At 71.6% G+C, this 13433-nt stretch carries 15 protein-coding genes; 7 read left to right on the plus strand and 8 right to left on the minus strand.

Annotated elements, in window-relative coordinates:
- Positions 1-3: 3 nt before the first annotated feature.
- Both AB0J90_RS17935 and AB0J90_RS17940 read right to left on the minus strand, forming a co-directional pair.
- A complete protein-coding gene (locus AB0J90_RS17935; RefSeq protein ID WP_363597105.1) occupies positions 4-1638 on the minus strand; it encodes an anibiotic ABC transporter in 1635 nt (544 codons plus the stop codon).
- Positions 1635-2555: an ABC transporter ATP-binding protein gene (locus tag AB0J90_RS17940; RefSeq protein ID WP_363597107.1), complete on the minus strand. Its 921-nt coding sequence runs from the start codon at positions 2553-2555 to the stop codon at positions 1635-1637. The genes AB0J90_RS17935 and AB0J90_RS17940 overlap by 4 nt, the downstream gene beginning before the upstream one ends.
- Positions 2556-2748: 193 nt before the next feature.
- Here AB0J90_RS17940 and AB0J90_RS17945 point away from each other — a divergent pair, with 193 nt between their 5' ends.
- Positions 2749-3111 (plus strand): STAS domain-containing protein, encoded by a 363-nt coding sequence (locus AB0J90_RS17945; RefSeq protein ID WP_363597109.1) that lies wholly within the window; start codon positions 2749-2751, stop codon positions 3109-3111.
- Positions 3112-3117: 6 nt separating this feature from the next.
- Here the strand turns inward: AB0J90_RS17945 and AB0J90_RS17950 are convergent, their stop codons facing one another.
- The gene (locus tag AB0J90_RS17950; RefSeq protein WP_363597111.1) at positions 3118-3645 is read right to left on the minus strand and encodes an isochorismatase family cysteine hydrolase; all 528 of its coding nucleotides are present in this window, start codon (positions 3643-3645) and stop codon (positions 3118-3120) included.
- 183 nt (positions 3646-3828) lie between these two features.
- Between AB0J90_RS17950 and AB0J90_RS17955 the strand changes: the two genes are divergently transcribed.
- Complete coding sequence (locus AB0J90_RS17955) at positions 3829-4527, plus strand: helix-turn-helix domain-containing protein (protein WP_363597113.1); 699 nt, start codon at positions 3829-3831, stop codon at positions 4525-4527.
- 18 nt (positions 4528-4545) lie between these two features.
- Here the strand turns inward: AB0J90_RS17955 and AB0J90_RS17960 are convergent, their stop codons facing one another.
- Positions 4546-5193, minus strand: a complete 648-nt coding sequence (locus AB0J90_RS17960) for a TetR/AcrR family transcriptional regulator (RefSeq protein ID WP_363597115.1) — start codon at positions 5191-5193, stop codon at positions 4546-4548.
- Between the two features lie 150 nt (positions 5194-5343).
- Between AB0J90_RS17960 and AB0J90_RS17965 the strand changes: the two genes are divergently transcribed.
- Both AB0J90_RS17965 and AB0J90_RS17970 read left to right on the plus strand, forming a co-directional pair.
- Complete coding sequence (locus tag AB0J90_RS17965; RefSeq protein ID WP_363597117.1) at positions 5344-6375, plus strand: medium chain dehydrogenase/reductase family protein; 1032 nt, start codon at positions 5344-5346, stop codon at positions 6373-6375.
- 254 nt (positions 6376-6629) lie between these two features.
- Positions 6630-6803 (plus strand): hypothetical protein, encoded by a 174-nt coding sequence (locus tag AB0J90_RS17970; protein WP_363597119.1) that lies wholly within the window; start codon positions 6630-6632, stop codon positions 6801-6803.
- An 18-nt stretch (positions 6804-6821) separates the two neighbouring features.
- Here AB0J90_RS17970 and AB0J90_RS17975 read toward each other — a convergent pair whose 3' ends face one another.
- The 3 genes from AB0J90_RS17975 to AB0J90_RS17985 all read right to left on the minus strand — a co-directional run bounded on the left by AB0J90_RS17975 (position 6822) and on the right by AB0J90_RS17985 (position 9196).
- Positions 6822-7940 carry a Gfo/Idh/MocA family oxidoreductase gene (locus tag AB0J90_RS17975; protein WP_363597121.1) on the minus strand — a complete coding sequence of 373 codons (1119 nt, stop codon included), beginning with the start codon at positions 7938-7940 and terminating at the stop codon, positions 6822-6824.
- A complete protein-coding gene (locus AB0J90_RS17980) occupies positions 7919-8620 on the minus strand; it encodes a ThuA domain-containing protein (protein WP_363597123.1) in 702 nt (233 codons plus the stop codon). The genes AB0J90_RS17975 and AB0J90_RS17980 overlap by 22 nt, the downstream gene beginning before the upstream one ends.
- Before the next feature lie 246 nt (positions 8621-8866).
- A complete protein-coding gene (locus AB0J90_RS17985) occupies positions 8867-9196 on the minus strand; it encodes a hypothetical protein (protein ID WP_363597125.1) in 330 nt (109 codons plus the stop codon).
- On the opposite strand from AB0J90_RS17985, the gene AB0J90_RS17990 reads away from it, so the two are divergent.
- The 3 genes from AB0J90_RS17990 (at position 9195) to AB0J90_RS18000 (ending at position 12777) form a co-directional block, all read left to right on the plus strand.
- A complete protein-coding gene (locus AB0J90_RS17990; RefSeq protein WP_363597127.1) occupies positions 9195-10124 on the plus strand; it encodes an SDR family oxidoreductase in 930 nt (309 codons plus the stop codon). The two genes, AB0J90_RS17985 and AB0J90_RS17990, sit on opposite strands and share 2 nt — an antisense overlap.
- Before the next feature lie 129 nt (positions 10125-10253).
- A complete protein-coding gene (locus tag AB0J90_RS17995) occupies positions 10254-10397 on the plus strand; it encodes a hypothetical protein (RefSeq protein WP_363597129.1) in 144 nt (47 codons plus the stop codon).
- A gap of 151 nt (positions 10398-10548) precedes the next feature.
- Complete coding sequence (locus tag AB0J90_RS18000) at positions 10549-12777, plus strand: DUF6461 domain-containing protein (protein ID WP_363597131.1); 2229 nt, start codon at positions 10549-10551, stop codon at positions 12775-12777.
- A 22-nt stretch (positions 12778-12799) separates the two neighbouring features.
- Here the strand turns inward: AB0J90_RS18000 and AB0J90_RS18005 are convergent, their stop codons facing one another.
- Entirely contained in the window at positions 12800-13267 is a 468-nt protein-coding gene (locus AB0J90_RS18005) for a MarR family winged helix-turn-helix transcriptional regulator (RefSeq protein ID WP_363597133.1), read from the minus strand.
- Between the last annotated feature and the right edge of the window lie 166 nt (positions 13268-13433).

Genomic DNA, 13433 nt, shown 5'->3' on the forward strand with positions numbered 1-13433 from the left:
GCGTCACGGTGTGAGGTTGCGCCGCCGGAACAGGACCAGGCCGGCAGCACCGAACGCCAACGCCACGGCGGAGAGCACCACCAGCGGCGTCGCGGTGATCTCGGCGGAGGGCAACGCCGGCACGTGGCTGAACGGGGACACGTCCCGCACCGACGCCGGCAGGTTCAGCAGGCCGCCGAACTGCCCGAGGACAAGGCAGAGGATGAACCCGAGCCAGGCCAGCCCGACGGCCATCCGGGGCACCAGCCCGAACACCGCGACAGCGAACCCGGCCAGGATCAACGCCGACGGCAACTGCACGTACGCCGCAGCCGTCAGCTCGGCCAGCTCGCCGCCGACGTCGCCCACGCTCAACCCGTACGTCAGGCCCATCGTGACCCCGGCGAGCCCGAGCAGCACCACGGCCCCGACCATCGCGACCACCAGGTGCCCGCCCAGCCAGCGCAACCGCCCGGTGGCGGTGGCGAGCACGGCCTCGGCCCTCCCCGCTGACTCCTCGGCCCGCAGCCGCAGCAGCGCCTGGACCAGGTAGCCGGCGACCAGCGCCCCGAAGAGCGCCATCATCGCCGCGAAGAAGGCATCGACCAGCGCTCCCCCGCCACCACCACCGGCAAGGTTGTTGATGGTCCTGGTGACGCCCTCGTTCTCGCCCAGCCCCTCCTCGACCGCGCCGCCGATCGAACCGATGCCCACCCCGGTCACCGCGACCGCGACGGCCCAGCCGATCAACGTGCCGCGCTGTAGCCGCCACGCCAGGCCCAACGGACCGAGCAGCCCCGGAGCGCCGCGAGCCGGACCCGGCCGGGCCGCGAGCAGACCCATGCCGACATCCCGGCGTACGGTCAGCGCGAAGGCCAGCCCGACCGCGCCCACGAACAGGGCCACCGGCAGCCCGAACACCCACCACCGCTCGTCGGCGAACGGACGCACCCGCATCGCCCAGCCGATCGGGGAGAGCCAGGACGCCCAGCCGCTGGTCATCGTGTAGCCGTTGGGCAGGATCTCGCCGAACGCGTCACCGAGCCCCCGGACCAGGTACGCCGCTCCGATGACCGCGGCGGAGATCCCGTTCGCCCCCCGTGAACTCCCCGCCACCTGGGCGGCGACGGCCGCGACCGCGGCGAAGGCGATGCCGGCGGCACCGACCGCGAGCCCCGCCGCGACCGAGCCCGGCACCGGCTCGCCGCCGCCGGCCAGCACGAGCGTGACCAGCGCGGCGAGTACGGCGTTGGCGACGACCGTGACGATCAGCGCGGCGGTCAGGCTGGCGTGCCGACCGACCACCGTCGCGCCGATCATCTCGGTCCGGCCGGTCTCCTCGTTCTGCCGGGTGTGCCGTACGACGGCGAGCGTGCTCATGAACCCGGCCAGCACGGCCAGGAACGCCAGGATCTGGAACATCGCCATCTCGCCGGTGCTCGCCCCGGTCGGGGCGGCACGCAGCATGAGCAGGGCCGGGGTCTGCACGGCCGTATGCAGCACGGTGATCCGGTCCGCCTCCGTGGGGTACTGCGAACGGGTCGCGGCGACCGACACGGCGGCCAACACCGTGGTGCTCAGGATCCAGATCGGCAACTGCACCCTGTCCCGGCGCAGGGCGAGCCGGGTGAGCCGGGCGGTGCCGGTGAACGCGCTCATCGCGTACCGGCCAGGTGGTTGTCCGGGGCGGCCAGTTCGTTGCTGTAGTGCCGCAGGAACAGTTCCTCCAGCGAGGGCGGGGCGCTGGCCAGCGAACGGACCTCGAACTGGGTCAGGTGCCGCAGGACGTGGTCCAGTTGCGCGGTGTCGACGTCGAACCTGGCGTGCGTGGTGTCCGCGTGGAGGTCGTGTACGCCGGGCAGGTCGACCAGGCCGGCGATCGGGTGCGCGGTCTCCACCGAGATCGAGGTACGGGTGAGGTGCCGCAACTGGGCCAGCGTGCCGGACTCCACCGTCTGCCCGTTGCGGATGATGCTCACCCGGTCGCAGAGCGCCTCCACCTCGGAGAAGATGTGGCTGGAGAGCAGGACGGTACGGCCGCGCGCCTTCACCTCGCGTACGCACTCCTGGAAGACCGCCTCCATCAGCGGGTCCAGCCCAGAGGTGGGCTCGTCGAGGATGTAGAGCTCGACGTCGGAGGCGAACGCGGCGATGACCGCGACCTTCTGCCGGTTGCCCTTGGAGTACGTCCTGGCCCGCTTGGACGGGTCGAGCTGGAATCGTTCGACCAGTTCGTCCCGGCGTCGCTTGTCCAGGCCGCCGCGCAGCGCCCCGAACAGGTCGATCGCCTCCCCGCCGGTCAGGTTCGGCCACAGGTTCACGTCACCCGGCACGTACGCCAGCCGTCGGTGCAGCGCCACCGCGTCCCGCCAGGGGTGCCCGCCGAGCAGGTCCACCTGGCCGGCGTCCGCGCGGAGCAGCCCCAGCAGGACCCGGATGGTGGTCGACTTGCCGGCGCCGTTCGGCCCCAGGAAGCCGTGCACCTCACCGGTGTCCACGGACAGGTCGAGCCCGTCCAGTGCGCGGCTCCGGCCGAACAACTTCACCAGGCCGGAGACCGAGATAGCTGTTGTCATGCCATCCACGCTACACAGATTTCACGAAATCATGAAAGCTCAGAAATGTATGAAACTCGTCAAGATTCTTGAGCGGAGTTGCCTGAGACGCCCGTCGCTCAACCGCCTCCTATCGTTACCTAGCGGTGGCAGTTGCACGGGCGGTCGCGTGCGAAGCTTCACTGGCAGGATTCCGGCAAGGAAGAACGGGCGCATGACCTTCACCATCGCGACTGGCGGCAGTGACGACCCCGCCGTACTCCGGCTGGCCGGCGAGTTGGACCTGGCGACCGTCGTCCAGCTCAACGACCAGGTCGACCAATTCCTGGAGACCGGTCACCACCGCATCCTGCTCGACCTGTCGGAGCTGACGTTCTGCGACTCCACCGGCCTCGGCGGCTTCGTACGCGGAAACAACCTCTGCACCGACGCCGGTGGCTGGTTGCGGGTCACCGGAGCCACGGGTGTCGTCGCCCGTGTCCTCGCCGCCACCGGACTCGACACGTTCCTCGCGCCCGAGCCGGAGTCGACGGGGCTGACCGTCCGACCGTCCGACACCGCCAACGGGCAGTTCTGAGAGCCGTCAGCGTGCCGCCACCCAGTCGGCGACGGTGATGACCTCCGCCTGCTGGGGAAACACCTTCTCGGTGAGCACCCGGTGCACCTCCGGGTCGGCGTCGAGGCATCCGTCGGCCAGGACGGTGAGACCGAAGTCCAGGTCGGCCGCCTGACGCAGGGTGGACAGCACGACGCCACTGGTGGCGATGCCGGTGAGCACGAGATGGTCGATGTCGCCGGCCCGCAGCACCAGGTCCAGGTCGCTGCCGGTGAAGGCGCTGACGCGGCGCTTGGTGACCAGGATGTCGCCGGATTCGGGTGCCACGTCCGGGTGGACCTGGGTGGCCCGCTCGTCGCCGGCCGCTCCCGTCCTGCCCGCGAGCCCGCCGAACATCTTGTTGCGGGTGCTGATCTCCGGGTATCCGGGACGGAACCCGACGACCACGTAGACCACGGGAAGGCCGGCCGTACGGGCCGCGCCGATCGCCTCGCGCAGGCGCGGCAGGTAGCCGGGATCGGGGTAACGGTCCACGACGACACGTTGCACATCCATGACGAGGAGAGCCTGCTTGGCCACCGTCACCCTCCGTACGTGAAATAAGTCATCAATTGATTACTTCGCAACCTAGCTCGCGTCGAGTCGCGATGTCAACGAGTGATTACTTACCCGGTCGCGGAGCTATGCTGCGACGACGTGCGTGGCTTTCGGATGGGACGGGCTGAGGGGAGGTCGTCGGTGGCGACGAGAGGAAACGGCGGGTCGGCGGACGACACCGCCGACGCACGTACCGCCGGAGGACCCGAAGGCGACCGTCGGCGGCGGGACGCGGCCGCGACCCGGCAAGCGCTGTTACAGGCCGCGCGCGGCCGGTTCATCCGCCTCGGGTACGACCGCACGACACTGCGGGACGTGGCCGCGGACGTCGGCGTCAACCTCGCACTCATCAAGCGGTACTTCGACTCGAAGGAGGGGCTGTTCAAGGCGGCACTGGCGGCCACGCCCCGATTCCCCGGGTCCGAAGGCGAGTTTCCCCCGGACCGCGCGGCCCTCGCCGAGGCCCTCAGCCACCAACTGTCGGCCGGCGCCTGGCCGGACTTCAGCGAGCACCCGGTGCTGCTGCTGTTGCGTGTCTCCGGCGACGAGCGGGTGGACAGCCTGCGCAGGCAGGCCCTACAGGACTTCAGCCGCCAGGTGCTCGAAGCCTCGGACCCGTCGCGGACGCGCGACGACCCGACACCGGCACCGGACGACACGTCACGGGCGCAGGCGGAACGGGACCGGCTGCTGCGGGCGGAACTCCTGGTCGCACTCGGTGTCGGCGTCGCCGTCGTACGATCCGCCGTCGGGCTGCAGCCACTGCGTGACGCGACCTCCGACGATCTGATCGGCCCGCTGCGCGAGGTCGTCGACGTACTGCTCGCACCCCGGCACTGAGCAGGCGAGGTACGGCGGTCAGGGCGCCGTCAGGTCGTCCAGTTCGGCCGCGAACAACCGGGCCGGGTCGAAGCCCATCCCGGTGAAGTGGCCGGCGAGTTCCAGGGACAGGATGCCGTGCAGGCGGGTCCAGCAGATCAGGCCGCGGTGCAGCGCCGCGGCCGAGGCAGGGTGATCCGACGCCCACTGCCGGTGGTCTTCGAGGTACGCGTCGAACGGGGTCGCGGGACGCCCCGGTGGGAGCGCGGCGCAGGCGTCCAGCAGGATCGTCATGATCTCGGACGCGACCAGGGTGACGTCGTCCGGCGCGTGGTAGCCGGGGACGGGCGTGCCGTAGATGAGCAGGTACCGCTGCGGGTCATCCAAGGCCCAGGCGCGTAGGGCGTGCGCCAGCGCGGCCACGTCGGCACCGGTCACGGCGGCCGTACGGAAGGCGTCGGCAAGGCTCCGGTACGCGTCCGTGATGAGCGCGGTGATCAGCTCGTCGCGGTTGGCGAAGTACCGGTAGAGCGCGGGTCCGCTCATGCCCATCTGCTTGGCGATCGCGTTGAGCGAGAGCGCGGACGCCCCCGCGGTGGCGACCTGCCCCCACGCGTGTTCCTTGATCTCCGTACGCACCTGGGCGCGGTAGCGCTCGCGGGGGGTCTCCGTGCCGGCTTCCGCCATCGCGCCTGCCACCTTCCTGCCACCGGGCTACACGGCCGAGATTTAGTTAGAACCTATCACGAACCTTCTTGACACTCGCTTCCGTGAGCTGTTAGAACTTATAACGAACGCGAAAGCAAGAAACTAACGTGAAGCGCAACGGAGGTTGTCGTGGGTGCCGAAGAACTCGTCGAGGTTGTCCTGCCGGGCCCGGTGGAGCCGGAAGGGGTGCAACTCCGGCATCGGGCCGTCCCCTCCCCCGGCCCGGGCCAGGTCCTGATCAGGATGGAGGCGACCGGCGTCTCCTTCGCCGAGCAGCAGATGCGTCGCGGCCGCTACTACGACCAGCCGGCGCTCCCGTTCGTCCCCGGCTACGACCTGGTCGGCACGGTGCTCGCAGCCGGCGGGGGAGTCGAGCCGGGCCTGACCGGCACCCGGGTGGCCGCGCTGGTCAAGGTCGGCGGTTGGGCCAGCCACGTGCTCGTCGAGGCGGCCGACGTGGTGCCGGTGCCGGACGGGGTCGGCCCGGCCGAGGCGGAGACCATGGTGGTCAACGGCATCACCGCCTGGCAGATGCTGCACCGCAAGGCGCGGGTGCGTGCCGGGCAGACCATCCTGGTGCACGGCGCCAACGGCGGGGTCGGCTCGGTCCTGGTGCAACTCGCCCGCTCCGCTGGCGTGAAGGTGATCGGTACGGCATCCGCACGCCACCACGACGCACTGCGCGAGCAGGGCGTCATCCCGATCGACTACCGCACCGAGGACATCGCCGCCCGGGTACGCGTACTCGCTCCCGGCGGGGTGGACGCCGTCTTCGACCACGTCGGCGGTCGCGGCATCCTCGACTCCTGGCAGCTCCTCGCACCCGGCGGCACCCTCGTCTCGTACGGCAGCGCCTCCACCCGCGACGACACGGGGTCGAAGCAGCTGCCCGTACTCAGGCTGCTCGGTCGGGTGTGGCTGTGGAACGCGCTGCCCAACGGCCGACACGCCTACTTCTTCAACATTTGGGCCGGGCGGGCACTGGCCAAGAACCGGTTCCGGGCCCGGCTGCGCGCCGACCTCAGCCAGGTGTTCGCCGCCCTGCAACGCGGTGAGGTCACCGCCCGGATCGCCGCCCAGTTGCCGCTCGCCCGTACCGCCGACGCCCTGCGGCTGGCCGAATCCGGCACCGTCGCCGGAAAGGTCGTCCTGAACCCGTAGCCGCACGGTCGGCGCCGGGCTGCTGGCCTGGGCATATCTCCGCCTGGTGCGAGCGCCGCGGCCCACCGCGACGCAGTGGCGCCGGCTCGCCGTCGTCGCCGCCGGGGTGGTGGTCGGCTTCCCGTTGTTCACCTCGCTCGCACTCACCACGCAGACCGCGGCCCACGGCGCGGTGGTCATCGCGGTGCTACCGGCCATCACCGCCCGGACGATCTGCTGGGCCCTCGTCCTGTCCCTACCGGCGACCCGCGTACGTGGGTCAGATCCAACTCGCCCAGCCGGTCCTCACCCTGGGCTGGTCCGCCCTGCTTCTCGACGAACCGGTCACCCTCCCGGCGATCGGTGCGGCGCTGCTCGTACTGGCCCGCGTCGTCGTCACCCAACGCGCCCGCACCTCGACCCCGGGCGTACTCCTCGGGCAGCGATGACGGGTGGCACGACCCGGCTCAGTGTCCGTACGGATCCTGTCCCTTCCAGTCCTCGACCTGGATGAGCGGAACCGGTACGGGCCGCCGCACCGCCGTCGTCAGCTCGATCCGCCGCCCCTCGGCCGCCGAACGGAGCAGGGCGGTCATCGTCTCCAGCACGTGCAGCGCGACCTCGCCACCGGCACGCGGCGGCCGGTGGCCGTCGGCCTGGACAAGGTCGACCAGACCGACGCCCCGGGAAGCGCCGACGTAACCCGCCCGAGGTTCGAGAGCACGCCAGCCGGTGCCGCCGAGCGGGAAGTGGCGGACCTCGCCGTCGAAGTAGTTCGGATCGGGTACGGCGAGCGCGCCGGTCTCCCCCTGCACCTCGATCGGCGCGGCCGTCGTCGCCACCCCGTCGAAGCTCTTCGTGATGGTGGACAGGGCACCGTCGACGTGCTCCAGCACCCCGGACACGTGGGTGTCCACCTGCACCGGGATCCGCTGGCCGGCGCGTGGACCCGAGCCGATGACCCGTTCGGCGCGCAGCCTGCTGGCGGCTCCGACCACCGCGCGTACCGGTCCGAGCAGGTGGACGAGCGCCGAGACGTAGTACGGGCCCATGTCCAGCAGCGGGCCGCCGCCCGGGGCGTAGTAGAAGTCGGGGTTCGGGTGCCAGCGCTCGTGCCCCGCCGTGACCATGACGGCCGACGCCGACAGCGGGCGCCCGATCAGGCCGCCGTCGATCGCGGCGCGCGCGGTCTGCGTACCCGTGCCCAGGACGGTGTCCGGTGCGCAGCCCACGCGGACGCCGGCCGACGCGGCCCGTTCCATGATCGAGCGGCCGTCCGCGAACGTGACCGCGAGCGGCTTCTCGACGTACACGTTCTTGCCGGCGTCGATCGCGCCGAGTGAGATCTCGGCGTGCGCCGCCGGAATCGTGAGGTTGAGTACCGTCTGCACGTCGGGACGGTCGAGCAGCCGCTCGACGCTCATCGCCTCCGCGTCGCGAAGCTCGGCGGCGACCGCCGCCGACCGGGAAGCGTCGAGGTCGGCCACCGCGACGACGCTCACCGCCGGATGGTCCGCGAGCGTTTCCAGGTACGCGCGGGAGATGACCCCGAGACCCACGATGCCTACGCGGTGCGGCTCGCCCACAGCATCCCCCTTTCGATCACGGTACGGACGCTCGGATGCGCCAACACGTCCAGGTCGTGCCCGGGTGTCGTCACGACCACCCGCCCCGCCCCCCAGCGACGGGTCCAGATCGCGGGCGAGGTGACCGGCCGCTGCCACGGGTGCCACTCCCGGGTCGGGTGGACGGTGGTGGCCAGTACGTCGATCAGGTCGTCGTGCAGCACCCAGTACTGCTCGGTGACCAGGTCGAAGTCCTCGATCCCGGCGGTGATCGGATGTTCCCGACCGAGGTCGGTGATGTTCACCGGGTACGGCAGGAAGTTGTCCTCGGCGCCGCCTTGCCGCTCGCACGGCTCCCGGCCCGGATGGGTCGCGAACTGTCCGCCCACCAGGTGCAGGTAGTCCGACGACGCGCGGAACGAGTCGACTATGCCGCCGTGCCAGCCGGTGAAGCCCGTACCGGCGACGACCGCAGCGCTGAGCCCGGCCACCTGCTCCGCGGTGATCTGCGACATCGTCACGCACTGCACCACGAGGTCGGTGTCGGCAAGCTCGGTGGCGTCGGCGTAGATCGCCGTCGACTCCTCGACCCGTACGGCGTATCCGCTTCGTTCGAGGTACGGGATGAACAGCTCCGTCGCCTCGACCGGCCGGTGTCCCTCCCAGCCGCCGCGAACCACCAGTGCCCTCCGCTGCGCCACGCCCGCTCCCTCCCACGTTCCGTGGGCCGCCGGGGGCCGCATCCGCCCCGACGACCTGCCACCGACGTTCATGCCTGTCGATCACCGAAACCGTACTCGGGCTCGCCGGCAAAGTCGCCGTGCGCCGGGTTTCACCCACCCGACTCATGCCCCGGCCCGGCCACCCGGCGCAGGCCGTGGCGGGGTCGCCGACGGCGGGGCCTTCGCCTGTCGACGTGGTTTCCGAGCCTGCCGATCAGGGCGCGGTCAGCGAACGGCGGTGATGATCTTGAGGCGGTCGAGCGCCTCGCGCATGGTCTGCGGCAGGTCCGGGCCGTGCGGCTCGCCGATCCAGCGCTCGAACGCGACACGGAGTACGGCGATGCCCGCCTCGGCCGCCAGGCTCGCGTCCGGCTCGGGAACACCGCGTCGGCGCAGGGCGTCGGCGAGGGCGGCGGCCAGCGACGCCAGCTTGATCAGCTCACGCTCCCGCAGTTCGGCGTGGGCGTCGATGACGGACTGACGCTTCCGGGAGCGCTCGGGGTGCTGCCCCAGCGCCACGGCGGCGGCGTCGAGGGCAGCCGCGACGGCCTGCATGGGCGAGGCGGATTGCGGGGCCGCCTCGAGCGCGAGCACGAGCTGTTTCGTAACCGGCGCAACCGGGTGGATCGGCTCCGCCGTCATCCCCGAACTGCTGGATGCCGGACATCAGGTCCTCGGCCTCGCGCGTTCGGACACCGCCGCCGCGTCCGTCGCCGCCCTCGGCGCCGACGTTCAGCGCGGCAACCTGGACGATCTCGACAGCCTGCGGGCCGGAGCCGCCGGATCCGACGGCGTGGTGCACCTCGGGTACAACCACGACTTCTCCCGGATGGAGGCGGCGGCACAGACCGACCTGGCAGTGATCAACGCCATCGGCGCCGAACTGGAGGGCACCGACCGGCCGTTCGTGATCGCCGCGGGCGTACTCGGGCTCGCGTCCGGCCGACTCGCCACCGAGCTAGACGTACCCGATTCCGGCGCCCACCCGCGAATCGCCGGCGTCCAGGCGGCCATGTCGCTGGTTGCGCGTGGCGTGCGCTCGTCGTCCGTGCGCTTCGCCCCCACCGTCCACGGTTCCGGTGACCACGGCTTCGTGGCCGCCCTGGTCGGCATCGCCCGCGAGAAGGGTGTCTCCGGCTACATCGACGACGGCACCAACCGGTGGCCCGCGGTGCACCGACTCGACGCCGCCAGGCTCGTCCGGCTCGCCGTGGAAAACGCCCCGGCGGGCGTGGCACTGCACGCCACCGCCGAGGAGGGCGTACCCACTCGCGCCATCGCCGAGGCGATCGGTCGCGGTCTCGACCTACCGGTGGTCTCCGTCCCCGCCGACAAGGCCGGCGACCACTTCGGCTGGATCGCGCGCTTCTTCGGCATCGACGCCCTGGCGTCGAACGCCGTGACCCGGCAACTGCTCGGGTGGGACCCCGTACAGCCCGGGCTCATCGCGGACCTCGACGCCGGCCACTACTTCAAGAACTGAACCAGGAACAGGAGCGTCGAACGGTACGGAGTCCGCCTCCCGCCGCCGGTGGCGACGCTGACCACGGCCATCGCGAGGACCGTGGACAGCGCCGCCGGCAGGGGCCCGACGGGATGCCAGGATTTCCCGATGGAAAGCGTTCTGCCGGCGGGCGCCGCCGAACTGCTCGGCCGGGCGCGTCGGGTCGTCGTCTTTCTGCGCCATCAACCTGCGCGCACCCACGGCCCGGATTCTCCCGACCCTGGTCGAGGCGCCTGGGAGTTCGCCGGGTAGTGGGGCCCGAGCCTCGTCCCTGGTCAGCTCTTTCCCGTGCATCGAATCAGCCCTATATTCCTCACCAGCCGTGGGCGCCGGCCGGGCTGGTAGGTCTCCAGCCGGTCGTGGCAAAGTGTGTCGTCCGGTAGGTCTCGGCAGCGGGGGTGCTGTGGTCGAGGTTCCCGATGCGGTACTGGCGCAGTTGGCCGGGCCCGTCGCCATGGTGCTGCCGCTCGTCATCTCCCGCATCCCGCCCGCACCGGCGGCCGAACTCGGTCGGCTGGGGGCAACCGCCGACCCCCACACCCGATCCGTCCGCGGCTCGGCCCTCGGGCACCGGCCGGTGGTTCCGTTCCGCTCCGGCGACCGACCCGGTACGGGTGGTTCGCCCGTACGGGACGCACTCGACTCGCTGCCGTCGTTGCTGGTCGAACGCCTGCTCGGCGCGCTGGAACTGACCGTGCCCGTGCTGGACCCGGCCGGTGCACCGGACCTGACCGGCTACCTGCCGGAACCGTTCACCGGCAACCTCGCCGTGTCGAGCATGGGCGGGACGAGCGAGGCGGTCACCGGGGCGGCCGTACTGGAACGGATCCGACCGGGCGCGGTGCCACTGGTCGCCGCGCTGGCCCGTCGGCTGGCCACCCATCCGCAGGTGGCCGCCCTCCTCGCGGTGGCGCCGGAGATCGTGGACGAGCAGGGTGTCGCCGCGGCACACGGCAGGGCCCGGCTCGCACTGGCCGTGGCCACCACCACCGCCGTCCTGCACCGGGTGGGCGTGCAGCCCTGGGCCACCACACCACCGGCGGTGATCGGTGTGGCGATCGGCACGGCGGTCCTGCTGCTACGCGAGGCCCCGATGCCCGCCGGCTACGCCGCGGCCCTGCTCGCCCGGGCCCGGGCGGAATACCTGCTCCCCCGCCATTCCAGCGGGTCGGCACCGGTGTCCGGGCACCGGTTCGCGCTGCTGGAGGGCACCGAGATCCCGGAGGTCGACTTCGCCGCCAACGGGCTGGTCGAGGTCGTCCCGGGTGGTGCGGTCATCCGTACGGGCATCGAGGCGGGACACGTCCGGATCCTGTCGAGCATCCTGGACGGGCCACCGCCGGAGGTCGAGCCGGGCTGGGAGGAGATCGTCGAGGTCAGCTGGCGAGCGGCCGTCGGCGGTGCCCGGGTGGTCGACCCAGACGCGGCCGACCCGCAGATCACCCCGCCCTGGCCGGGTGACTACCGGCTGCGCGTACATGCCCGGGGTCGGGACGACACCGACGAGCGGGACGCCGAGCACTACGAGTTGACGGTGTGGCAGGCTCCCGCCGGCCCGGAGATCGTGTACGCCCGTACCGACCGGCTCGGCCACCGGCTGCGCGGCGAGCCGGAGCCGGTACGGCCCGATCGGCCCGAAGCCGCGTACCGGTGGCTGCGTGACAGCGCCCTGTCCGAGGCGGCGACGGTCACGGTGGTGGCCGGAGCGGGCGTCGGGGACGTGCTGCGCGCGTTCGGCGCGGACCCGGCCCGGCCAGAGTCGATCCGGGCGATCGGCGAGGACCTGGTGCGTCGGCGGTCGATCGATCCGTGGGTCGCCGTGCTCGACCTCGGCGGCGCCGTGCTCGCGGTCGAGTACAACGGCTGGCAGGGTTCGACCGCGCCGGTACTGACCCGGGCATCCGCCGGTGGGCGGGCCGCCAGCATGTTCTGGAACGTCAACGCGATGACCCGGCTGTCGTACGCCGAGCACGGCGAGGTGCTGCTGTCGGTCGAACCGTTCGGGGACCTCGACGCGCCACCGTCGGTCGCCGCGACGCTCGCCGACCTCGACTTCGCCGACCACCACCGCGGCAAGCGGCTGATGGGGCTGGTCGCGGTGCAGCGTTTCACCGGGCACGGCCTGACCGCAGAACACCTGGCCCGGATCGAGGCAGCCGACATAGGTTTCCGGATCGTGCCGGACCTACCGGCGCTGCACCCGCGCCGGCAATCGCCCGGTGACTCACTCGGGCCGACGCTGGGTCCGCTTCGGCGGCTTTCCGGCGCGCCGCTCGGAACCGCCACCGAGGCGCTGACGCTGACCGGGCTGTCCGATCAGGAGCTGCGTGAACTGGCGTGGTGGGCCGCGAGCGAGGCCGCCCGCCACGCGGGGCTCAGCGAGGATCCGGACATCGTCGCCAGCGTGGCCGCCCGTACCCTGACCCCGGACGCGCACCTGCGCGCCCGCCGGTCCCAGCTCGACGACGGCGAGCACCGCTGGGTCTGGCTCGCACTGCACCGGGCGACCAACCCGGACCCGTTCGCCGCAGCCTCGGAGGCCCTCGAAGCGGCCCGCTACGCCGCCGGCCCGTACGCGGCGGACCTGGTTGCCGACGCCCGCGCCCGGATCGCCGGGCTCGCGCCCCGATGACAACCCGGTCCTCGGCAACGGATCAGCTCGCGGTGTCGTCCGTGTTCCGGATCAGCTGCCGGAGCACCTTCAGCGCCGCGACGTAGTCGGCGTCGGCGATGCCCTGGTGGATACGGTCGCGGATCGCCAGAGCGTGCTTCTTGAGGTCGACCCGAGCCGCCTCCCCCGCCTCGGTGATCCATAGCCGTCCCTGGTGGTCACGGGTGAGCCAGCCCCGCTCCACCAGCACCTCCGCTTCGGCTTCCAGGTCGTCTTCAGACAGGAGATAGGTGCGCATCGCCGACCGGAGCTCGGCGACGGTCATGCCGTGGCCGTCGGGCGAGATGTCGTTGCTCGACAGGTTGCGCAGCAGCCAGAACTGCGGCTGGGTGAAGCCGAACTCGGCCTGCCGAGCCCGGGTGAAGGCGATGAGGGACTCGTACGCCACCTTCGTCCAGTACGCGGCAGGCTGGGTCGCGAGTTCGGCATCGGAAAGGTGCGGCGTCGCCATGCGGTGCCTCCAATGAAGACTGCTCGTCGAAGCGACCGTAAAACCTCAACCTCAGTTGAGGTCAACCGGCTCAGCGCGTTGGCTACCTGACGCTCGCACTGGGCCCAAGGACGGACAGCCGCCCAGAGCCCCGAAAGTTTCGGAATCGGATCCCGCCGGTTCGACC

The sequence above is a fragment of the Micromonospora sp. NPDC049523 genome (assembly GCF_040676775.1).
Lineage (GTDB): Bacteria > Actinomycetota > Actinomycetes > Mycobacteriales > Micromonosporaceae > Micromonospora_G.